Raw genomic sequence first — 20321 nt, 5'->3', positions numbered from 1 at the left:
CGGCGCTACAGCTCGGCCACGCGGGGTGCAAATCCCCTGTCGCGCAGGGTGACCCCCGCCTCATGGGTGAGTTCACGCGCACTGCCGAGCAGGCCGTCGAGCACCAGCGACCGTTTGACGTGGTGGTGCAGCGCGTGCTCGGCGGTGAACCCGATGCCGCCCAGGACCTGCTGGCAGTGGCGCGCGGCGGTCAGTGCGGCCTCCCCGGCCGCGGCCTTGGCCAGCAATGAAGCCAGCCCGTCGTCGTCGGGGTGGCTGGCGGCGACGTTCAGGGTCGCCTCGGCTCCGTCGATGGCAACGAGCGTTTCGGCCAGCCGATGCCGGATCGCCTGAAACGAGCTGATGTGTTTGCCGAATTGGACACGATCCAGGGCGTGCCGGCGCGCCAGGGACAGCATCGCGCGGCCGGTGCCGACCAACCACCACCCCACGGCGCGCCTGCCCGCGGCCAGGGGAACCGGATCACCTTCTGGCACTCGGTGTATCGGTAGGTCGTCGAGCGCGTGGCCGGCCCGGTCGTCGCGCTCCCAGACCACCCACGATCCGCCTGCGAACGGTAGCGGGACAGTCCCCCCGGGCGCATCTCCCATCGCGCACAGGACCACATCGTTGAGCACCGGCGCGTGCGCACCCGTCTCTCCGAGCAGGCGGAACACCAAAGGGATGGCGATATCCGGTATTTCGTCCAGCATGTCGCGCCAGCCGAGATCGGTCAGCGCCGCGTCGAGCTTGCCGCCGGAGGCCGGCAAGGATTCCGTCATCGTGGTGCGCAGCGAGTCGGCCAGCATGAGCAACGCCTCGGGGTCCACGGCCTCACTCCTTCCCGAGGTCGAGCAACCGGCGGGCGATGATATTGCGCTGAATCTCGGCGGTGCCACCGTAGATGGTCGACGAGCGCGAGTACAGGTATTCCGAACGCCACGGTGTGTCTTCCAGCTCCAGCGTCCCGGGCAACAGGTCGCGGACCGTGTCGTAGAGCCGTTGCTCGGCGGTGGCCAGCAGGACCTTGTCGATGGAGGTGTCCGGCCCCAGCCGCGCGCCCTCACGCAGCCGGTGCTGGGTGTCACGCGATCGGCAGCGCAGCGTGTGCAGCGCCAGATAGGCCGAGCCCAGGGCAGATTCGTCGGCGCCGCGCGCTGCTGAAGTTTCCTTGATGAGTTCGTCGAACCGGGAGTACAGGTAGGCGATGCGCTGCCAGAAGCAGGTCGAGCGCTCATACGGCAGCAGATCCATCGCGAGCCGCCAGCCGTCACCCGGGCGGCCGAGCATCCGGCTCGCCGGGATCACCACGTCGTCGTAGTAGACCTCGCAGAACTCGTCGACGCCGTGCATCGTGCGCAGCGGCCGGATGGTGATGCCCGGGGTGTCGAGGTCGACGAAGAACGCGGTGATCCCGTCATGGCCGGGCCCGGTGCGGGTGAGCAGGACGCACCGGGTCGAGAACTGGGCGAAGCTGGTCCAGACCTTCTGCCCGTTGACGATCCAGTTGTCGCCGTCCGGGACCGCGCGGGTGGTCAGCGACGCCAGGTCGCTGCCGGAGCCCGGCTCGGAAAAGCCTTGGCACCATTGCTCTTCTCCACGCAGCAGGCGCGGCACCATTTCGGCGGCGAGTTCTGCGGGGGCGTAGTCGATCATCGTCGGGGTGAGGACTTCGAGCATCGAATACGGTCCGGGCTCGGCCAGCCGGCGACCGACCACCTCTTCGCCGACGATCGCGCGAAGCACGGCGGGCCCGCCCAGCCCACCGACGTCGACGGGCCAGCCGTAGCGCATCCAATCTGCGTCGTACAGCGCCCGGCTGATCCGGGCGAATTGCCGCATGTGGCCCTCCAGCGAGTGGTCGGGCCCGGGCGTTAAGTCGTTCTCGTCGAGCCAGTTTCGCAGGCCCGCCCGGAAGTCCTCAACATTCACGGCGTGGGACGGCCCACGGCGTGTGGGCGGCCGGAGTCGTGCACGCCGCTGCGGCGGATGAACGTCATGGCACGGGTCTTCAGCCGCCAGCCGTCGGCCGTGCGCGAGTAGGTGTCGCGGTAGTAGCCGATCCGCATGTCATGCGTGGAGCCGTCGATGAAGCACAACGGCTGGGTGCCGCTCGCCGAATCGCCGTCGAGGTTTTCGACCAGGGCCGTCCCGGTGAGGAACAGGCCCTTGGGGGCCGCGGCCACCAGTTCAGGGAATCTGTCCAGCTGGTAGGTGGAACCGAAGGCGCTGTAGGTGCCGTCGGGGGTGAACACGCCGATCAGGCCGTCGATGTCCTCCTGGGTGATGGTCACCGCGTAGCGGGCGAGCAGCTGCTGGATCTCGACCAGGTCTTCAGTACTGCTTGGCATAGACCTTGCCGCCTTTCATGACGAAGCTGACGTTTCGGGTAACGGTGATGTCTTCCAACGGGTTTCCCGGCACAGCGATGATATCGGCGAGCTGGCCCGCCGCCAGCCGGCCGCGATCGGTCGAGTTGATGAGCTCGGCCGCGGTGGTGGTCGCCGCCCGTAGCACCGCCAGCGGCGGCATGCCCCACTCGACCAGCGTGACGAGTTCGTCGGCATTTTTGCCGTGCGGGATCGCCGGCGCGTCGGTACCGACCGCGATCTTCACCCCGGCCTCGTAGGCGGCCTTGATCGATGTCTTCGCCCGGGGGAACATCTCGGCGGCCTTGTCCTGCAACTCCTTCGGAGCGCGCGACACGTCCATCGCCTCGGCGAGCCTGCGGGTGGTCACCAGGAAGCGGTCGTTGTCGACCAGCATCTGGATCGCCTCGTCGTCCATGAGGAACCCGTGTTCGATGCAGTCGATACCGCACGCGACCGCGTGCTTGACCGCTTCCGCTCCATGGGTGTGCGCGGCGACGCGCAACCCCCGCCGGTGCGCCTCGTCGACGATCGCGCGCAGCTCCTCGTCGGAATAGTGTTGTGCACCAGCCTCACCGGTCAACGACATCACGCCGCCGGAGACGCACACCTTGATCAATTCGGCGCCGTGCTTGATCTGGTAGCGCACCGCTTTACGGATCTCGTCGACCCCGTTGGCGATGCCCTCTTCGACCGTGAGCTCGAGTGCACCGGGCATGAACGCGGCGAACATCGTCGGGTCCAGGTGCCCGCCGGTGGGCGTGATGGCGTGGCCGGCCGGGACGATTCGCGGTCCGTCGATCCATCCCGCGTCGATGGCCTTGCCAAGTGCGACGTCGAGCAGGTAGCCACCGGTCTTGACGAACAGGCCCAGGTTGCGCACGGTGGTGAATCCCGCGCGCAAGGTGCGTCGGGCGTTGCCGACGGCGCGTAGCACCCGCGTCGGCGGGTCGTCCTGCACCTGGGACAGCCCGGGCGTCTCGCCGCGGCCGCCCATCAGGAGGTTGACCTCCATGTCCATCAGCCCGGGCAGCAGGATCTGGTCACCGAGATCGATGACGGTGTCGTCTGGGCCCTTTGGGGCCGCTGTGCCCGAACCGCCGACTTCGGCGATCCGGTCGCCCTCGATGCGCAGGATGCCGGGCGAGCGGATCTCACCGGCGTCGATGTCGAGCAGCCCGGCGGCCTTGAGCGTCAGCTGCGTTGAGCCGCTTGCGCGAGGAGCGCCGGGCACAGCTAGATCACCGGTTCCCGGATCAGCTCGACCCAAGCCGCGCCGCTGTCGGGCACGCGCGGCTGCTTCCACGCCTCGATCGGAAACGACACCATGACCAGCGACTGCATGATGTGCATCAGGGTACGTGCGTCGTCGGGCAGATCGTCGAGCGGGAACTTGTCGCAGTACGCGATCGCGTCATCGAGCAACGGGAACGCGGCGTCGTAGAACTCCTGCAGCTGGGCCATCGTCGAGGCGAGCCGCTTGGCGTACCGCTCGGGCTCGGTTGCCAGGTCCCAATCCAAATGAGGCTCGAGGGCCGCGAATTCAGACGGTAGCGCCATTGCGCTGGTACTCCTTCACGTAGTCACTGGTGGTCTTGTGGAGGTGACGGATCAAGACTTCCTGGTCGCACAGCAGGAATTCCTTGACGGCGCGGGTGCCGATCATGGTCTGGGTCGCTTCCAGGGTGTTGGCGTCCTGCAGCGCGTACTCCTTGAACGTCACGGCGGCCAACTCCTGGGCCAGGCGCTCCCGCGCGTTGCGCGGCGGGACGAAGTACAGCGTGGACTCGAAGATGTGCTTGTCCACCGCGGTGGGCCAGTAGTGGTAGGTCAAAAACCAGCCCGGCTCCCAGATCAGCAGCATGAAGTTCGGGTAGAAGAGCCACGAGTCGATGCCCCACTGCTTCACCCGCTTCACGTTGACACCCGGTGGCAGCTCGAGATTCTCGATGATCTCGGGCTTGTCCCACGGACCGAACAATCCGCTGCGCAACACCTGGTCCATCGGCTTGACCATGGACATGTCAGTGGGCGGCGCCTGGCCGCCCCAGGTCGACTGCAGGTTGTGCGGACCGGCCACCTCATAGTGCAGCGCCTCGTAGCCGAACTTTTGGATCTTGGCGGCTTCTTCCTTGGTGTACTGCCCCTGGTGCAGGATCGGCGCGTGGTAGAACTCGATGAACGCGTCGATGAACAGCTTCCAGTTGCTGCCGACCTCGGCCCGGTAGGAGTATTCCTCCGTCATCTCGGCGAAGGGGTAGCCCTCGATGCTCTTGGCCAGCGGTCCGAGGTAGTCGGTGAGCGGCGCCGCGTTGTCGTCGAAATTGATGAAGATGAAGCCTTCCCATACCTCGCAGCGCACCGGCACGAGGCCGTAGTCGCCCTTGTCGACGTTGAAGAACTCCTCTTCCTGCTGGATGAAGGTCAGCTCACCGTCGAGGCTGTAGCGCCAGGCGTGGTACTTGCAGGTGAACTGCCGGCAGGTGCCTGAGGTCTCCTCGTTGGGAAAGTCGTTCCACACCAGCTTGTTTCCGCGGTGACGGCACACGTTGTGGTACGCCTTGACGGACCCGTCCTTGGTCTTGACGATGATCACCGACGTGCCGGGACCCGCCGAGGGAAGTTCACGGGTGAAGTAGCTACCGGTGCGCGGCAGCCGATTGACCCTCCCGACGTTGAGCCACATGCGCTTGAAGACCGCCTCGCGCTCGGCCTCGAAGAATTCCTGGTCGATCGAGTCGGTGTAGTCGACCGGCGCGGTGCCCAGTTCGGGATAGTTTTCTGTCCAGCTGCCGGCGGCTGGCTTGGGGAAGTGGGGCAAGGCTCTAACCTTTCTCGTTCTCAAGCTGGATACCAAAAGTGTTGAAGGCCATGGCCAGCAGCGCGTAGCAGCCGACCGTGAACACGAAATCCATGCGTTGCTGGTCATCGAGTCGCTCACCCAGGGCCGCCCAGGTACGGTCGGACAACTCCGACTTCTCGTCCAACTCGTCGACCCCGGTGATCACCGCTTGGTCGAACTCGTCCAGAGCCTCCCCACGGCGCACCGCCGCGATCTGGTCGTCGGTGATGCCCTCGTCTTTGGCCATCGAGACGTGGTGGGACCACTCGTAGGCGCACTGGCGACGATGCGCCACCCGCAGGATGGCCAGTTCCCGGATGCGAGCCGGCAGCGTTGACGACGTCAACAAATGGACGTTGAAGCGAAGAAACGCCTTGGCCAGCGCCGGGTGGTGCGCCAGCGTGGACAGCGCGTTGTTGGTCTCCGCGCCCCGCATCGCCGAGAGCGCCTGCCGGGTAGCCTCGTCCCACCGGTCGGCGGGGAGCGGCCGCACGCGCATCGGTAGTGTCCTCTCGGTGAAAGAGAATGAGATTCTCATTTACAACCAACAGACTGGCATGAAACGCTCGCCCGGTCAATGCCGGCGGGCCCGGCGGGTGCGAGCGCGGCCGGCGTCGGGTTCATCCCCCCGCCGGAAGAGCTGCATGCACGGAAAACGCGGAAGGCGTCGTCGCGCCGACCTGCCGGGCGCGGGTCTACCTCACCGCATTGCCGTCCGGGGGGCTGGCGATGCGGCTGAGCACTTGGCCGCTGGTCAGGCGGGTGCGGCTTGCCGCGGCAATCGCTGGATGTTGATTCTCGCTTGACGAGAAGATAGTTTTCATTTTAGTGATCTTGGCACGGGAGAGCGATTCGCCGAGGCTGTAAAAATCCGGTGGATCCGATGGAAGGGACGGCCATGAACAAAGAAGACATGATCCTGATCAGCGTCGACGACCACACCGTCGAGCCGCCGGACATGTTCAAGAACCACCTGGCGAAGAAGTACCTCGACGACGCCCCGCGGCTGGTGCACAACCCCGACGGCTCGGACATGTGGAAGTTCCGCGACACCGTCATCCCGAACGTGGCGCTCAACGCCGTCGCCGGCCGGCCCAAGGAGGAGTACGGCATCGAGCCGACCGGGCTCGACGAGATCCGGCCGGGTTGCTACAACGTCGACGAGCGCGTCAAGGACATGAACGCCGGCGGCATCCTGGCCTCGATCTGCTTCCCGTCGTTCCCCGGCTTCGCCGGGCGCCTGTTCGCCACCGACGACAACGACTTCTCGATCGCGCTCGTGCAGGCCTACAACGACTGGCACATCGACGAGTGGTGCGGCGCCTACCCGGCGCGATTCATCCCGATGGCGATCCCGGTGATCTGGGACGCCGAGGCGTGCGCCGCCGAGGTGCGCCGGGTGTCCAAGAAGGGCGTGCACGCGCTGACGTTCACCGAGAACCCGGCCGCGATGGGATATCCCAGCTTCCACGACGAATACTGGAACCCGCTGTGGAAAGCGTTGGTGGAGACCGACACCGTGATGAACGTGCATATCGGTTCCTCGGGGCGGTTGGCCATCACCGCGCCGGATGCGCCGATGGACGTGATGATCACGCTGCAGCCGATGAACATCGTGCAGGCGGCCGCGGACCTGTTGTGGTCGCGGCCGATCAAGGAGTACCCGGACCTCAAGATCGCGCTCTCCGAGGGCGGAACGGGCTGGATCCCCTACTTCCTGGAGCGTGCGGACCGGACCTACGAGATGCACTCCGCCTGGACGCACCAGGACTTCAAGGGCAAGCTGCCCAGCGAGGTCTTCCGCGACCACTTCCTGACCTGCTTCATCAGCGACAAGGTGGGGGTGGCGCTGCGCAACGAGATCGGCATCGACAACATCTGCTGGGAAGCCGACTACCCGCACAGCGACTCGATGTGGCCGGGCGCGCCCGAGGAACTGTGGGATGTGTTGTCCCTCAACAACGTTCCCGATGACGAAATCAACAAGATGACCTACGAGAACGCCATGCGGTGGTACTCGTTCGACCCGTTCACGCACATCTCACGGGAACAGGCGACCGTCGGTGCGCTGCGCAAAGCCGCCGAGGGGCACGACGTGTCCATCAGGGCGCAGGGCCACGACAAGGACAGCCGGGGCGGCTCGTCCTTCGCGGACTTCGCGGCCAACGCGAAGGCGCTTTCGGGCAACAAGGACTAAGGCGCCGCCCGCGCCCCGCGAGAAGACGCAGAATCGCATCGCCCGGCGGGCAATCATGCGATTCTGCGTCTCCTCGCGCTGAAGAAGGAAGGTGCCACCAGTGGGTGGAATGAATTTCGAGCTGACCGAGGACCAGGAGCTGATCCGCCGGTCGGTCGCCGAGTTGGCCCGCAAGTTCGACGACCAGTACTGGATGGAAAAAGACCAGGCGCACGAATTCCCGACCGAGTTCTACAAGGCCATCGCCGACGGCGGCTGGCTGGGCATGACGATTCCCACCGAGTACGGCGGTCACGGCCTCGGGATCACCGAGGCCACCATCCTGCTCGAGGAGGTCGCCAAATCCGGCGGCGCCATGAACGCGGCCAGTTCCATTCACCTGTCGATCTTCGGCATGCAACCGGTGGTGGTGCATGGCTCCGACGAGCTCAAGGCGCGCACCCTGCCCTCCGTCGCGACCGGGGAGGTGCACGTCTGCTTCGGGGTCACCGAACCCGGCGCCGGGCTCGACACGTCGCGCATCACCACGTTCGCCAAACGCGACGGCGACCGCTACATCGTCAACGGCCGCAAGGTGTGGATCTCCAAGGCCATGGAATCCGACAAGATCCTGCTGCTGACGCGCACCCAAAGCTACGAGGAAGTCACCAAGAAGACCGACGGGATGACGCTGTTCATCACCCACCTCGACCGCAGCAGGGTCGACGTCCGCCCGATCCGCAAGATGGGCCGCAACGCCGTTAGCTCCAACGAGCTGTTCATCGACAACCTCGAGGTGCCGGTCGAAGACCGAATCGGCGAGGAGGGCAAGGGATTTCAGTACATCCTCGACGGCCTGAACCCCGAGCGGATGCTGATCGCCGCCGAGGCACTCGGCATCGGTCGGGTGGCGCTGGACAAGGCGGTCAAGTACGGCAACGAGCGCGAGGTCTTCGGCCGGCCCATCGGCATGAACCAGGGCCTGCAGTTCCCGCTCGCGGACTCGCTGGCCCGGCTCGACGCCGCCGAGCTGATGTTGCGCAAAGCCACGTGGCTGTACGACAACGGCAAACCCTGTGGGCGCGAAGCCAATACCGCCAAATACCTGTGCGCCGACGCCGGTTTCACCGCCGCGGACCGGGCGCTGCAGACCCACGGCGGCATGGGCTATGCGGAGGAGTACCACATCACGCGCTACTTCCGTGAGGCCCGGCTGATGAAGATCGCGCCCGTCAGCCAGGAGATGATCCTGAATTTCCTGGGCGCCAACGTCCTGAAGTTGCCGAGGAGCTACTGATGACCAATCCGCTGTTCGACCTCACCGGCCGCTCGGCGCTGGTGACCGGGGCCGGCAGCGGAATCGGGGCGGCGGTCGCGCGGGCGCTGGCCGCCGCCGGCGCCGCCGTGCTCGTCAGCGACGTCGATGGCGACGCGGCTTCGGCTGTCGCCCAAGCGATTTGCGACAACGGCGGCAAGGCCGACGGCATCGCCCTGGACGTCCGCGACCGCCAGACGGCCGAGGCCGCGGCCGGGCGCGCCGCGGGGCTCACCGAAGGGACGCTGCACATCCTGGTCAACAACGCCGGGGTGACGGCGCCGGCGATGTTCGCCGACCTCACCGACGAGAGCTTCCACCGGGTCCTCGACATCCACCTGATGGGCGCGTTTCACTGCACCCAGGCCGCGCTCGGCCTGCTGCCCCACGACGGCACCGGCCGCATCATCAACGTCGTCTCGTCGGCCGGGATCACCGGCACCCTGGGCCAGGTGAACTACTCCGCCGCCAAGGCCAGCATCATCGGGTTCACCAAGTCGTTGGCGCGCGAGATGGCACGCAACAACATCCTCGTCAACGCGCTGGCGCCGCTCGCGGCCACCCGCATGACCGAGACCATCCGCACCAACGAAAGGTTCGCCGCCAATATGATGACCCGAATCCCGTTGAAGCGCTGGGCAGAACCCGACGAGGTCGCCGGCGCGTTCGTCTTCCTGGCCTCCGACGCCGCCTCGTACATCACCGGGCAGGTGCTGCCGGTCGACGGCGGCATGGTGATGTGACGTCCTCCGCTGAGACCGACGAGCCGGTCCTGCTGTCCGAGGACCGCGACGGCGTTCGGACGCTGACCCTCAACCGACCGCGCCGCAAGAACGCCATCAACCCCGGGCTATGGATCGCGCTGCGGGACGCGCTCGACGACGCCGGCCGCGACCGCGGCGTGCGGGCACTGGTGATCACCGGCGCGGGCGGCAGCTTTTGTTCCGGCGCCGACATCTCGGTGCCCGACGACGTCCACCCTAAACACAAGCTGCAGCGGCTGACCGATGTCGCGCTGGCGTTGCACGAGCTTCCGATCCCGACCGTCGCCAAGGTGACCGGTGTCGCCGTCGGCGCCGGATGGAACCTGGCGCTGGGTTGCGATTTGGTGGTCGCGACCCCGGAATCCACGTTCTGCCAGATCTTTTCCGCGCGGGGCCTGTCGGTCGACCTCGGCGGATCCTGGCTGTTACCGAAACTCGTCGGCCTGCAACAGGCAAAACGGCTGGCGCTGCTCGCCGAGAAGATCGATGCCGCCGAGGCCCAGGCCCTCAACCTGGTCACGTGGATGGTGTCCGGGGCGGAGATCGACGAGTTCGTCGACGACCTCGCCGACCGGCTGGCTGCCGGCCCGCCCATCGCGCTCGCCCAGACCAAGGCCCTGCTGAACGAGGGCGCCGACCGCACCATGCGCGACGCGCTGGCCAACGAGGCCCGCGCCCAGGTCGGCAATTTCGCGACCGCGGACGCCGCGGCCGCCTATGCCGCCTTCGCCGAGAAACGCGAGCCGTCGTTTACTGGTCGGTGGGCGGTTCCAAGACCCAGTGATCGGAGCAAGGATGCGTGAGACAGTCATCGTCGAGGCCGTACGGACGGCCGTGGGTAAGCGCAACGGGGGATTGTCCGGCATGCACGCCGCCGACCTGTCCGCGGTCGTGCTCAACGAACTGCTGGAACGCGCCGGCGTCGGCCCGGAGATCGTCGACGACGTGATCTGGGGCTGCGTGTCCCAGGTGGGCGACCAGTCCAGCAACATCGGGCGCTACGCGGTCCTGGCCGCGGGCTGGCCGGAAACCATCCCCGGGACCACGGTCAACCGGGCGTGCGGCTCCAGTCAGCAGGCGCTCGACTTCGCCGTGCAGGCGGTGATGTCGGGTCAGCAGGATGTCGTCGTCGCCGGCGGCGTCGAGGTGATGAGCCGCGTCCCGCTGGGCTCGGCCAGGGCAACCGGCATGCCCTACGGGCCGAAAGTCCTTGCGCGCTATGACGATTTCTCCTTCAACCAGGGCCTGTCGGCGGAGATGATCGCCAAGAAGTGGGGATTCTCCCGCGGCTGTCTCGACGAATACTCGGCCCAGTCCCACGAGCGGGCGGCCGCCGCCCAGGACGCCGGCGCTTTCACCGATCAGATCGTGCCCGTGTTCACCGACGACGGCACCGTCGTGGCCGACGAGGGCATACGGCGCGGCACGACCGTCGAAAAGCTGGCGGGGCTCAAGCCCGCGTTCGCCGAGGACGGCGTGATCCACGCGGGCAACTCCTCCCAGATCTCCGACGGCGCGGCGGCGCTGCTGGTGACCACCTCGGAGCTGGCAATCGAGTTGGGATTGACGCCGCTGGTGCGCTACCGGGCAGGCGCCGTCACCGGCGCGGATCCGGTGCTGATGCTCACCGGCCCCATTCCGGCGACCGAGAAGGTGCTGGCCAAGGCAGGCGTCTCGCTCGCCGACGTCGGGGTCTTCGAGGTCAACGAGGCGTTCGCGCCGGTCCCGCTGGCGTGGCTGGCCGAGACCGGGGCCGACCCGGGCGTGGTCAACCCGCTGGGCGGCGCCATCGCGCTGGGGCACCCGCTGGGCGCCTCCGGCGCGGTCCTGATGACGCGCATGGCGCATCACATGCGCGCCAACGGGATTCGCTACGGCCTGCAGACCATGTGCGAAGGCGGCGGCACGGCCAACGCCACGCTGGTCGAGCTCGTCTCCTGACACCAGCCGCAAAACGGCGCCCGGTGAGACCCTTGTCACCGCAGCCAAACCAACCTACTGTGTGTTCACTAGGTTGGTTTAGTCCGCCGATCGACAAGGAGCCCGGTGGCCGTCGCACGCCGATACGACACGCTTCTCGCCAAAGGTGAGGACCGCAAGCAGCGGATCCTCGACGTCGCGCAACGCATGCTGACGCGCAACGGCTGGCGCAACACCACCCTCGCCCAGATCGCCGGCGAGGCCGGGGTCACCCCGGCCGGGCTGCTGCACCACTTCGAATCCAAGGAGCAGCTGCTGCACGCGGTGCTGGACGCGCGCGACCTCGACGACGACTCCCACGCCGACCGCGCCGGCGATCTCCTGGTGGAGATCGCCCGGGTCGCCGATCGCTTCAATCGGGCGCCCGAACTGGTGGGCACCTTCACGGTGCTGCTGGTCGAGAACATCCTCCCGGACGCGCCGCTGCACGACCGGATGCTGTCGCGGCAGCAGGAAGCGATCGACATCGTCGCCGAGCTGATCCGGCGCGGACAGGCCGACGGCCGCTACCGCACCGACGTAGACCCCACCGTCAAGGCGCTGGAAATTCTCGCCTTTGTCCACGGAATGGAAACGATATGGTTGCTCGACCCTTCGATACCTCTCGGCGATGTGTTCAAGGAGTACGCGGAGGCATTGGCCCGGGACTTCGCGACGGCGGGGACGGCCGGGACGAAGACATGAGGTACCGGCTCGACGTCGTGGCCACCAGCGTCCTCGACGTGGTGCGGTTCGCGGGCGGCTGGCTCTTCGACCGCTCGATGGCCGGGTGGGACGTCACCGTGCTGCTGACCGACGAGGACGACCGTCCCGACCCCCGGCCGCTGCAGATCCTCGGCGCCCGCACCGTCGACCTCGAGGACGCCCTGGAGGCGGTGGGGTCGCGCCCCCGCCCCCAGGCGCTGGCCGCGGCGGCGGATCTGTTCGGCTGTGACTCGCGGGTGCGTCGCGGCGTCCTGCAGGCGCTCGATCAGGGGGCGACGGAGGTCACGCTGTGGGGCGAGGCCTGGCCCGCCGAGCTCGACGACAGCCTCGGTCTGGTGCAGCACCGGCTGAGCGGGGCCGCCAAGATCTTCAAGGCCCGGGCGCTCGCGGCCGCCCTGGGCGTCGAGGGGATGCCGCCCGGGTCGATCGCCCACCCCGATTCGTTGGAGACCTTCCGGAGCGGGCTACTGGCGTGGCCGTCGGTCGCGGCCGATCTGGTGCCCGCGGGCTAGTCACCCCCCCTTCGTTGACGCCCGCGAGACCGTGTGAAAATGTAATACTCATCTGCGAGAGGCACGTTCTCACTAGCCGAGATTCGAGGAGCAGGAGATGGCGAACGAATTCTCCGAGTTGGACTTCTTCCGCGGCAGCGAGCTGATCGAGGACCCGTACCCCTACTACGAGGCGCTGCGCGCGCAGTGCCCCGTCACGCGCGAAAACCACCATGGGGTCACCATGGTGACCGGCTGGGACGAGGCGTGCGCGGTGCTCAACGACGCCGACACGTGGTCCTCGTGCATCTCGGTGACGGGGCCGTTTCCCGGGTTTCCGGTGAGCCTGGAAGGTTTGGGAGGGGGAGACATCACCGAGCTGATCGAGCAGCACCGTGACGAGCTCCCCTTCAGTGACCAGTTGCCCACGCTCGATCCGCCGACCCACACCAACCACCGTTCCCTGATGATGCGGCTGATCACCCCCAAGCGCCTCAAGGAGAACGAGGACGCCATGTGGGCGCTCGCCGACCAGGCACTCGACGATTTCCTGGCGCCCGGGCGCGGCGAATGGATCAAAGGCTTCGCCGGGCCGTTCACGCTGCTGGTCATCGCCGACCTGCTCGGGGTGCCGATGGAGGACCGCGACAAGTTCGTCAAGGGCATCGCTGAGCACGCGGGCGGCGGCATCGGAGGCACCAAGGGATCGCTGGCGCACAGCCCGCTGGAATTCCTCTACGGCCTGTTCTCCGACTACGTCCGCGACCGCCGCCGCGAGCCCCGCGGCGACGTGCTGACCGGCCTGGCGACGGCCACCTACCCGGACGGTTCGATACCCGAGGTCGAAGACGTGGCCCGCGTCGCCAGCAACGTCTTCTCGGCGGGCCAGGAGACCACCGTGCGGCTGCTCGGTGCCGCCTTGCAGACCATCGGGGAGAACCCCGAAATTCAGGAGCAGTTGCGCACGGACCGCAGCCTGATCCCCAACTTCATCGAGGAGTCGCTGCGCCACGAGAGCCCGGTCAAGGGTGACTTCCGGATGAACCGGGTGCCCGTCAGCGTCGGCGGGGTGGACCTACCGGCCGGCACCACCGTGATGATCGTGCAGGCGGCCGCCAACCGGGACCCGCGCCGCTTCGACGACCCCGCCACCTTCGATCCGGCACGCAAGAACGCGCGCCAGCACATCTCGTTCGGGCGGGGGATCCACAGCTGCCCCGGCGCGCCGCTGGCGCGCGCCGAGACCCGGGTCGCGATCGAGCGGCTGCTGGACCGCACCTCCGACATCAGGATCGACGAGCGCATGCACGGCCCGGCGAATGACCGCCGCTACCAATACGTTCCGACGTACATCCTGCGCGGCCTAACCGAGCTGCACCTGGAGTTCACGCTCTCATGAGAGTCTGGGTTGACGATCAGTGCTGCCGCGGCCACGGCGTGTGTGTGACGTTGTGCCCGGAGGTGTTCACCCTGACCGAAGACGGTTACTCGGTGGCGATCGACACCGATGTGCCGCCGGAGTTCGAGGCTGCGACCCGCGAGGCCATCCAGTGCTGCCCGGAGCAGGCAATCAGCGAGAAACCCAGCTAGCAAAGGAGATTCGAGTGCCCAAAGGCTACGTCATCCTCACCGAGGCCATCAAGGATCCCGAGGGCATGAAGGCCTACGCCCAGGCGGCGGGGGCGGCCATGGGCGGCGTCAAGGTCCTCGCGGTGGACACCGAACCCGCGGTCCTCGAGGGCGGCTGGCACGGCGACCAGACCGTGGTGCTGGAATTCGAATCGGTCGACGCGGCCCGCGCCTGGTACGAGTCGGAGGCCTACCAGAACGCGGCGAAGCTCCGGCAGGCCGCGGCCGACTGCAACGCGGTCATCCTCGGCGGTTTCTGAACCGCTTCGCCGGAACCGAACCGCTAGTCCGTGATCGACAGCGCCTGCCGGGGGCATTGACGGACAGCGTCGCGCACGTCCTTCTCGGTTTCCGGCGTGATCTCCGGCTTGAGAATTGTCAACACGTCATCTTCACCGAGATCGAAGACCTCCGCATTGATGCCCATGCATACCCCATTGGCTTCGCACAGCCCGCGATCGACTTCGACCCTCATGACAGCACCCTCACCGGTACGTGTTTCCATCCCGCGACGTTCTGCATCCGGACGCGTTCGCATGCCGCCCAGTCCACTTCGTAGCGCGGCATGAAATCGAGCAGCTTGTCCAGCGCGATCGCACTCTCCATCCGGGCCAGCGCGGCGCCCAGGCAGCTGTGAATTCCATAGCCGAATCCCATGTTCTGCGCTTCGGTCCGGTCGCGGTCGATGTCGAACTTGTCGGGATCCGTCCAGACCTCGGGGTCACGGTTGGCCGCGCCGTTGATGAGGAATATCGGCTTTCCGGCCGGAATGGTGACGCCGTGCAGGTGAACGTCTTTCATCGAGCGACGGACCTGGTATTGCGACGGCGCCTCGTAGCGCAGTAGCTCCTCGACCGCGGCGGGGATCTTGCTGCGGTCGTCCAGCAGCTTCTGCCACTGCTCGGGGAAACGGGCGAACACAACCGGCGCGTTGCCCACCAGCTTGGTGACGGTCTCGGCGCCGGCGCCGCCCAACAACGTTGCGAAGCCGGCTATTTCGAGGTCGTCCAGCTTCCGCGTTTCCCCGTTCTCGCAGTCCATCTCCGCCTCGATGAGCTTGGTGAACAGGTCGTCGCGCGGCTCGGCTCGGCGTTGCGTCACGAGGTCGTAGTAGAGCATCGCGGTGTTGATGTTGGCCTGCATGCCCCTCTCGCCGACCTCGACCTGGCCCGGTTCGCGGGTCAATCCCTCGTCGATCCAGTGGCGCACCTGCTGCGCGTGCTCCTCGGGCACGCCCAGCATGGCCGTGATCACCTCGACCGGGAACGGGCCGGAGAAGTCCTGCACCACGTCGAACCGGTCCGGATCGGCCGCCGAGAGGCACTTGTCGATCTTCTCGGTCACCATCTGCCGCTGCGATTCGATGGCCCGGGGGGTGAAGACCTTGTTGAGCAGGCTACGCATGTGGCGATGGTCGGGGGGATCCATGAAGATGATCGACTGCGGCGGCCGTTCGCCGGAGCGCACCATCGACAAGTCGATGCCGTAGGCCGACGAATAGGTTTCGAAGTCCTTCAGCCCCGCCGCCACGTCCTCGTGCCGAGTCAGCGCATAGAAGTCGTATTCCTCGCTGTAGTAGACCGGTGTCTCTTCCTGCATGCGCCGGTAGGTATCCCAGGCGCCGTTGAAAAACTCCTGGGAAAACGGATCGAACACGATCCCGGATCTGGTCACTGCATCCTCCTCGGCAGCGGGCTGACAACCGTTACAGCGGATTGCCTGACTGTAACGCTAACGGTAGCGGTTTCATGACGGGGCGAAAAGACCAAAACGCTGCCATCTCAGACCTTCCCGCCGCTATGTGTCACCGGGCCGGCGACCTTGATGACGTCGTCCAGGGCGCCGAGGCCGCTGCCCAGTGCCGCGGCGATGTCGCGCGCGACGGCCACGTCTTTGCCGACGAATTCACCGGCCACCTCGGTGAACGACGCGACCGAACCCCGGGCCGCGACGATGTCCAGCACGCGGCTGGCCGCGCTGCCGTGCGGCAGCGCGCGCAGCAGGGTCGACTCCGGCACGCCGAGCCGCTCTCCCAAGCGGACTGCCTCCGTCAGCAGCCCGATGTGACCGGCGAACAAGGCGTTGTTGACCAGCTTCACCTTCTGGCCGGCGCCGACCGGCCCGACGTGCAGGATCGGATCGCCGTAGCAGCTCAGCACCGGTCGCAGCCGTGCCACCGTGTCGTCGGCGCCGCCCACAAACAGCGTCAGCCTGCCCGCCGCGACGTCGTGCGGGCCACCGCTGACCGGCGCGTCGACGACGCCGATAGGCCCGATATGACCGGTGCGGGTTGCGATGGCCTCGATCGTCCTCGGGCTGGCGGTGGTGTGCGCCACCAGCGTCGCGCCCGCCGGCATCGCGGACAGCAGGGCGCCATCGAGGCACACCTGGCGCAGCTGCGCGTCGGTGAACACGCAGACCACCACGACGTCGGCCCCGGTGGCGGCCCCGGCCGCGTCGGCAACCGCGCGGGCGCCCAGGCCCTCGAGGTCGCGGCGCGCCCCGTGCGTCCGCCCGAGCGCCCGCACGTCGTGTCCGGCCTCGACGAGGCGGGTCACCATCGGGCGCCCCATCCGGCCCGCGCCGATGAACCCGACCCTCATCGCGCGTGTCCCATCAGACCCAGTGTCGCGTCGGCCGCGTCGAGCACCGCACCGCCGCGGGCCGCGGCCCGCTCGGCGAGTTCGGCGATCAACCGGACATCTTTTTGCAGCAGCGTTCCCGCCAGGCCGGCGAGGCGTCCCAGGCCGCCGGCCCCGCCAACCGCGTTGAGCGCGAAGCTGTTTCCGCTGCCGCGCGAGACGACCTCGACGAGCCGATCCGCGGAGACGCCCAGCGACTCCGCCAGCGACAGGGCGGTCGCCGCCGTGCCCAGGTTGGCGGTGAACAGCAGGTTGTTGAGCAGTTTTGTGGTTTGTCCGGTTCCCACCTCGCCGAGGTGAACGACGGGATCGCCGTAGGTCTCGAAGACCGGACGGCAGCGCGCGACGACGTCGGCGTCGCCACCGACCATCACCAGCAGACGCCCTTCGGACGCCGCCGCGCCGCCGCCGCTCACCGGCGCATCGACGACCGAAACACCTTTGTCCTCGGCTTTTTTCGCGAGCTCGCGGCAGGTGTCGGGGTGCACGGTGCTGTGCACCGCGATGATGCTGCCCGGCTTCATCGCCGTCAGCAGGCCGCCCTCGCCCCCGGTGATCTCCTCGACGTCGGCGTCGCCGACGACGCACAGGCAGACCAGATCGCTGGATGCGGCGAGTTCGGCCGGCGACCCGGCGACGGCGGCCGGGGTGTCGGCGAACGGTTCGAGGGCCGCGGGCCTGCGGGCCCACAGCGTCGTCTGGTAGCCGCCCCCGGCGATCCGCCTCGCCATGGGGCCGCCCTGGCTGCCCAGCCCGATGAATCCGACCTTCACCCTGTCTCCAGATCGCCTTCTGCGGCTTCGCTTTCAGCGGGGTTCACGCGGGCGCCCACGCAGTCGCTCGCGAACGCAAGGATCTCCGCGTGGTAGTCCGGGGCGCTGTAGCCGAGGCTGATGTTGTGTCCCGCGCCCGCTTGCCGGTGGACGGTGAACCGCGGCGAGCCGGAGAACAGGGCCGCGATTTCCGCCAGCGCCGAATCGTCGGTCTGCCAGACCCTTTCGTGCTCGGCGATGCTGAAGTGCACCGGGACGCGAATGGCGGGGGCGAGCGCGGGGAAGGTTTGGCGGGCCCAATCCGACACCATCTGGTCCTCGTAGGAGGGGGCGGTCGGGGAAACGGTGGCCCCGTTGAGGACCTCGGGCGGATACAGGTGCTCCGGGTGCCACAACAGCTCGCGCAAACCCGCCGGGCGCCGTTCCCGGGTCGCCGTTTTCAGGATGTCGCGGGCCGCGGGATGGTAGTGCCGGCCGGTGCCCACCAACTCGATACCCAGCAGATCGGCGCCGCGCTCGTCGGCGGCCATCCGCATCGCCAGTTCGCACCCGCCCGAATGGCCCATCACGAACAGCCCGGCGCCCCGGGGCTTTTGCCGCAGGATGCGATCCACCGCGCCGTAGGCGAGGTCGACGCGCTGTGCGGGGTCGGCCATCGCCTCGGGATACGGGGCGGAACTGCCGTAGCCGGGCCGATCGAGCGCGACCACGGTGAATCCCGCTGCCGCGCCGGCCCTCAACAACGAGAACGACGGGTGGCCCGGGCAGTCGAAGTAGACCGCGGTGGTGCCCCCGCCGTGGATGGCCACGATCACCGCACGAGGGCCCCGGGGGCCGTCGGCATCCGTGGCCTCGGCGACCAGCGCCGACATCGGCACGCCGTCGACGATCACCAGCCGGGGCCGAACGCTCATGTGTCCGCCCGCAACAGCAGGACCCCGCTGGGGGTGAGGCCCCCGCTGCTGACCACGCCGACGCGGGCGCCGGCGACCTGCCGGTCGCCGGCCTCGCCCCGCAACTGGCTGATGGCCTCGTGCAGCAGACCCATGCCGTGGGTACGGCCATGCGACAGCTGCCCGCCGTGCGTGTTGAGCGGCAGCAGCCCGTCGCGGGCGATGTTCTTGCCGCCGTCGAGAAACTCCTTGGCCTCCCCGATCCCGCAAAAACCAAGCGCCTCAATCCAAGACAGGCAGTTCATGGTGAACCCGTCGTACAGCTCGGCGACGTCGACGTCGCCGGGCCGCAGCGAGGTGCGCGTCCACACGTGCGCGGCCTGGCCCAGCACCTGCGGCTCATGGGTCAGGGTGCTCTGGTCCCAGTCGATGCGTTCGATGATCTGCGTGCCCACCGCCTCCACCAGAACCGGCGGCTTGGCCAGGTCGCGCGCGGCGTCGACGGCGGAGACGATCACGGCGATCGCGCCGTCGCACGGCACGTCGCAGTCGTAAAGCCCGAACGGGGTGGTGATGGGGCGTGCGTTGAGGTAGTCGTCCATCGTCATCGGCGTGCGGTAGATCGCCGACGGGTTCAGCTCGGCGTTGGCGCGCTGGTTCAGCGCGATCCAGCCCAGTGTCTCCTTGGTGGTGCCGTAACGGTGAAAGTGCCGCTGCGCGTTCATCGCCAGGGTGTGCGCGGCCGATGTGGCACCGAACGGGAACTGCCAACTCGCGGTGCGGCCCATCGAGGGAACGATCTTGCCCTGCTTCATCAGCTCGCCGTGGGTGGCTTCCCACAGCGTCCGGAAGCACAGCACGTGACGCGCCAGGCCGCAGGCGACCGCGAACATCGCGGCGATCACCGAGCCGCCCGGGCCGAACGTTTCCATGGCGCCGTTGTGCCACGTCGGGCGAATGCCCAGCGCGCCCTCCAGGGCGGTGACGCCGCCCTCGCCGAAGCCGGCGACATTGATCGCGCCGGGGTAGGTCGACAGCCCGTCGATGTCGGCGTAGGTCAGGCCGGCGTCGGCGATGGCCGCCTCGCACGCCTGCACCGTCAGCGCCAGCGGCGGCTGCATCAACCGGCGCCCGATCGGCGACATGCCGATCCCGGTGAGCGCGACCTTGTCCTCGAACTTCTCCTCGGTCAGCATGGGCCGGACGTGTTCGCCGATGCGCTCCGGCGCGATCTCGTCGGCGGGCAACCGACCGGGTTCGGCATCGGGAACCGGCCGGAACAGCGGCAGCCAGACGTCGTCGATCTGCTCGAACGTGACCTGCACCTGCTGGCCCAGCTCGAGCCGATCGGGCTCGGCGTCGACGATGTTGGTGGTCAGCCGGACCCGCGGATCTTCGGCGATCGCCACCTCGGCGACCACGTACGGCGCCGGCATCCCGGGCAGGCTGAACCGCTCGTTGAGCGTGAACCCGGCCAGCGTGGCCCTGCCGGAGACGGCCCGCACGCCCATGTCTTGGGAGCGGCAGTACCGGCACACCGGGGCCGGCGGATGGATCAGGGACCGGCAGCTCGCGCACTCCTGGAACCGCAGCGTGCCGTCGGCCCCCGACGTCCAGAAGAACTCGTTGTCCAGTGTGATCTGGGGCAGCGGTCGTCCCGGTGCTGCGGACACGTCACCTCCGGAGGCCGGCTGGCTCGCCAGGAGCCAAAATGATGGTAGGCCCATTATACAAATCGGAGAATTACGTTATCATCCGCAAGC

Annotated in this window: 23 protein-coding genes; 10 read left to right on the top strand and 13 right to left on the bottom strand. The window is 67.7% G+C overall.

Annotation, left to right across the window (positions count from 1 at the left end):
* Window positions 1-5: 5 nt before the first annotated feature.
* Genes AC5Y43_RS09595 through AC5Y43_RS09565 form a run of 7 tightly spaced genes read right to left on the bottom strand, consistent with a single transcriptional unit; the run spans window position 6 to window position 5689 of the window.
* On the bottom strand, window positions 6-788 hold the full coding sequence (locus AC5Y43_RS09595) for an acyl-CoA dehydrogenase family protein (protein WP_499972213.1): 783 nt from the start codon (window positions 786-788) through the stop codon (window positions 6-8).
* 25 nt (window positions 789-813) lie between these two features.
* A complete protein-coding gene (locus tag AC5Y43_RS09590) occupies window positions 814-1911 on the bottom strand; it encodes an acyl-CoA dehydrogenase family protein (protein ID WP_499971839.1) in 1098 nt (365 codons plus the stop codon).
* Window positions 1908-2330, bottom strand: coding sequence for a nuclear transport factor 2 family protein (locus AC5Y43_RS09585; protein ID WP_499971837.1), 423 nt, complete (start codon window positions 2328-2330; stop codon window positions 1908-1910). Before AC5Y43_RS09585 ends, AC5Y43_RS09590 begins: the two co-directional genes overlap by 4 nt.
* Window positions 2314-3582, bottom strand: coding sequence for a metal-dependent hydrolase family protein (locus AC5Y43_RS09580; RefSeq protein ID WP_499971835.1), 1269 nt, complete (start codon window positions 3580-3582; stop codon window positions 2314-2316). The genes AC5Y43_RS09585 and AC5Y43_RS09580 overlap by 17 nt, the downstream gene beginning before the upstream one ends.
* A gap of 2 nt (window positions 3583-3584) precedes the next feature.
* Window positions 3585-3908 carry a hypothetical protein gene (locus AC5Y43_RS09575; RefSeq protein ID WP_499971833.1) on the bottom strand — a complete coding sequence of 108 codons (324 nt, stop codon included), beginning with the start codon at window positions 3906-3908 and terminating at the stop codon, window positions 3585-3587.
* Window positions 3892-5169 carry an aromatic ring-hydroxylating oxygenase subunit alpha gene (locus AC5Y43_RS09570; RefSeq protein WP_499971831.1) on the bottom strand — a complete coding sequence of 426 codons (1278 nt, stop codon included), beginning with the start codon at window positions 5167-5169 and terminating at the stop codon, window positions 3892-3894. Before AC5Y43_RS09570 ends, AC5Y43_RS09575 begins: the two co-directional genes overlap by 17 nt.
* 4 nt (window positions 5170-5173) lie before the next feature.
* Complete coding sequence (locus tag AC5Y43_RS09565; protein WP_499971829.1) at window positions 5174-5689, bottom strand: carboxymuconolactone decarboxylase family protein; 516 nt, start codon at window positions 5687-5689, stop codon at window positions 5174-5176.
* A 399-nt stretch (window positions 5690-6088) separates the two neighbouring features.
* On the opposite strand from AC5Y43_RS09565, the gene AC5Y43_RS09560 reads away from it, so the two are divergent.
* The 10 genes from AC5Y43_RS09560 to AC5Y43_RS09515 all read left to right on the top strand — a co-directional run bounded on the left by AC5Y43_RS09560 (window position 6089) and on the right by AC5Y43_RS09515 (window position 14510).
* Window positions 6089-7387: an amidohydrolase family protein gene (locus tag AC5Y43_RS09560; RefSeq protein ID WP_499971827.1), complete on the top strand. Its 1299-nt coding sequence runs from the start codon at window positions 6089-6091 to the stop codon at window positions 7385-7387.
* 109 nt (window positions 7388-7496) lie between these two features.
* On the top strand, window positions 7497-8663 hold the full coding sequence (locus AC5Y43_RS09555; protein ID WP_499972212.1) for an acyl-CoA dehydrogenase family protein: 1167 nt from the start codon (window positions 7497-7499) through the stop codon (window positions 8661-8663).
* Window positions 8663-9424, top strand: coding sequence for an SDR family NAD(P)-dependent oxidoreductase (locus AC5Y43_RS09550; RefSeq protein WP_499971826.1), 762 nt, complete (start codon window positions 8663-8665; stop codon window positions 9422-9424). The genes AC5Y43_RS09555 and AC5Y43_RS09550 overlap by 1 nt, the downstream gene beginning before the upstream one ends.
* The gene (locus AC5Y43_RS09545; RefSeq protein ID WP_499971824.1) at window positions 9421-10248 is read left to right on the top strand and encodes an enoyl-CoA hydratase/isomerase family protein; all 828 of its coding nucleotides are present in this window, start codon (window positions 9421-9423) and stop codon (window positions 10246-10248) included. Before AC5Y43_RS09550 ends, AC5Y43_RS09545 begins: the two co-directional genes overlap by 4 nt.
* Window positions 10241-11386, top strand: coding sequence for a thiolase family protein (locus AC5Y43_RS09540; RefSeq protein ID WP_499971822.1), 1146 nt, complete (start codon window positions 10241-10243; stop codon window positions 11384-11386). The genes AC5Y43_RS09545 and AC5Y43_RS09540 overlap by 8 nt, the downstream gene beginning before the upstream one ends.
* A 105-nt stretch (window positions 11387-11491) precedes the next feature.
* Window positions 11492-12109, top strand: a complete 618-nt coding sequence (locus AC5Y43_RS09535) for a TetR/AcrR family transcriptional regulator (RefSeq protein WP_499971820.1) — start codon at window positions 11492-11494, stop codon at window positions 12107-12109.
* Window positions 12106-12642: a hypothetical protein gene (locus AC5Y43_RS09530; RefSeq protein ID WP_499971818.1), complete on the top strand. Its 537-nt coding sequence runs from the start codon at window positions 12106-12108 to the stop codon at window positions 12640-12642. The genes AC5Y43_RS09535 and AC5Y43_RS09530 overlap by 4 nt, the downstream gene beginning before the upstream one ends.
* A gap of 97 nt (window positions 12643-12739) precedes the next feature.
* Window positions 12740-14020, top strand: coding sequence for a cytochrome P450 (locus tag AC5Y43_RS09525; protein ID WP_499971816.1), 1281 nt, complete (start codon window positions 12740-12742; stop codon window positions 14018-14020).
* Window positions 14017-14211 (top strand): ferredoxin, encoded by a 195-nt coding sequence (locus tag AC5Y43_RS09520; RefSeq protein ID WP_499971814.1) that lies wholly within the window; start codon window positions 14017-14019, stop codon window positions 14209-14211. The genes AC5Y43_RS09525 and AC5Y43_RS09520 overlap by 4 nt, the downstream gene beginning before the upstream one ends.
* Window positions 14212-14225: 14 nt before the next feature.
* Complete coding sequence (locus AC5Y43_RS09515; protein ID WP_499971812.1) at window positions 14226-14510, top strand: DUF1330 domain-containing protein; 285 nt, start codon at window positions 14226-14228, stop codon at window positions 14508-14510.
* A 23-nt stretch (window positions 14511-14533) separates the two neighbouring features.
* Here the strand turns inward: AC5Y43_RS09515 and AC5Y43_RS09510 are convergent, their stop codons facing one another.
* The 6 genes from AC5Y43_RS09510 to AC5Y43_RS09485 form a co-directional block, all read right to left on the bottom strand.
* On the bottom strand, window positions 14534-14725 hold the full coding sequence (locus AC5Y43_RS09510) for a ferredoxin (RefSeq protein ID WP_499971810.1): 192 nt from the start codon (window positions 14723-14725) through the stop codon (window positions 14534-14536).
* On the bottom strand, window positions 14722-15924 hold the full coding sequence (locus AC5Y43_RS09505) for a cytochrome P450 (RefSeq protein WP_499971808.1): 1203 nt from the start codon (window positions 15922-15924) through the stop codon (window positions 14722-14724). The genes AC5Y43_RS09510 and AC5Y43_RS09505 overlap by 4 nt, the downstream gene beginning before the upstream one ends.
* 107 nt (window positions 15925-16031) lie before the next feature.
* Window positions 16032-16853 carry an NAD(P)-dependent oxidoreductase gene (locus AC5Y43_RS09500; RefSeq protein WP_499971806.1) on the bottom strand — a complete coding sequence of 274 codons (822 nt, stop codon included), beginning with the start codon at window positions 16851-16853 and terminating at the stop codon, window positions 16032-16034.
* Window positions 16850-17665 carry an NAD(P)-dependent oxidoreductase gene (locus AC5Y43_RS09495; RefSeq protein WP_499971804.1) on the bottom strand — a complete coding sequence of 272 codons (816 nt, stop codon included), beginning with the start codon at window positions 17663-17665 and terminating at the stop codon, window positions 16850-16852. Before AC5Y43_RS09495 ends, AC5Y43_RS09500 begins: the two co-directional genes overlap by 4 nt.
* Window positions 17662-18579: an alpha/beta hydrolase gene (locus tag AC5Y43_RS09490; RefSeq protein ID WP_499971802.1), complete on the bottom strand. Its 918-nt coding sequence runs from the start codon at window positions 18577-18579 to the stop codon at window positions 17662-17664. The genes AC5Y43_RS09495 and AC5Y43_RS09490 overlap by 4 nt, the downstream gene beginning before the upstream one ends.
* The gene (locus AC5Y43_RS09485) at window positions 18576-20285 is read right to left on the bottom strand and encodes a thiolase C-terminal domain-containing protein (RefSeq protein WP_499971800.1); all 1710 of its coding nucleotides are present in this window, start codon (window positions 20283-20285) and stop codon (window positions 18576-18578) included. The genes AC5Y43_RS09490 and AC5Y43_RS09485 overlap by 4 nt, the downstream gene beginning before the upstream one ends.
* Between the last annotated feature and the right edge of the window lie 36 nt (window positions 20286-20321).

Source organism: Mycobacterium sp. NGS57 (assembly GCF_059812405.1).
This window is presented reverse-complemented; position numbering and strand designations above follow the sequence as displayed.

Excerpts from the sequence above, each read along its gene's own strand:
- AC5Y43_RS09500 (WP_499971806.1), bottom strand. The coding sequence starts at position 16,853 with ATGAGGGTCGGGTTCATCGGCGCGGGCCGGATGGGGCGCCCGATGGTG.
- AC5Y43_RS09490 (WP_499971802.1), bottom strand. The coding sequence starts at position 18,579 with ATGAGCGTTCGGCCCCGGCTGGTGATCGTCGACGGCGTGCCGATGTCG.
- AC5Y43_RS09525 (WP_499971816.1), top strand. The coding sequence starts at position 12,740 with ATGGCGAACGAATTCTCCGAGTTGGACTTCTTCCGCGGCAGCGAGCTG.
- AC5Y43_RS09555 (WP_499972212.1), top strand. The coding sequence starts at position 7,497 with ATGAATTTCGAGCTGACCGAGGACCAGGAGCTGATCCGCCGGTCGGTC.
- AC5Y43_RS09575 (WP_499971833.1), bottom strand. The coding sequence starts at position 3,908 with ATGGCGCTACCGTCTGAATTCGCGGCCCTCGAGCCTCATTTGGATTGG.
- AC5Y43_RS09520 (WP_499971814.1), top strand. The coding sequence starts at position 14,017 with ATGAGAGTCTGGGTTGACGATCAGTGCTGCCGCGGCCACGGCGTGTGT.
- AC5Y43_RS09485 (WP_499971800.1), bottom strand. The coding sequence starts at position 20,285 with ATGGGCCTACCATCATTTTGGCTCCTGGCGAGCCAGCCGGCCTCCGGA.
- AC5Y43_RS09565 (WP_499971829.1), bottom strand. The coding sequence starts at position 5,689 with ATGCGCGTGCGGCCGCTCCCCGCCGACCGGTGGGACGAGGCTACCCGG.
- AC5Y43_RS09560 (WP_499971827.1), top strand. The coding sequence starts at position 6,089 with ATGAACAAAGAAGACATGATCCTGATCAGCGTCGACGACCACACCGTC.
- AC5Y43_RS09540 (WP_499971822.1), top strand. The coding sequence starts at position 10,241 with ATGCGTGAGACAGTCATCGTCGAGGCCGTACGGACGGCCGTGGGTAAG.
- AC5Y43_RS09595 (WP_499972213.1), bottom strand. The coding sequence starts at position 788 with ATGCTGGCCGACTCGCTGCGCACCACGATGACGGAATCCTTGCCGGCC.
- AC5Y43_RS09585 (WP_499971837.1), bottom strand. The coding sequence starts at position 2,330 with ATGCCAAGCAGTACTGAAGACCTGGTCGAGATCCAGCAGCTGCTCGCC.
- AC5Y43_RS09530 (WP_499971818.1), top strand. The coding sequence starts at position 12,106 with ATGAGGTACCGGCTCGACGTCGTGGCCACCAGCGTCCTCGACGTGGTG.
- AC5Y43_RS09550 (WP_499971826.1), top strand. The coding sequence starts at position 8,663 with ATGACCAATCCGCTGTTCGACCTCACCGGCCGCTCGGCGCTGGTGACC.
- AC5Y43_RS09510 (WP_499971810.1), bottom strand. The coding sequence starts at position 14,725 with ATGAGGGTCGAAGTCGATCGCGGGCTGTGCGAAGCCAATGGGGTATGC.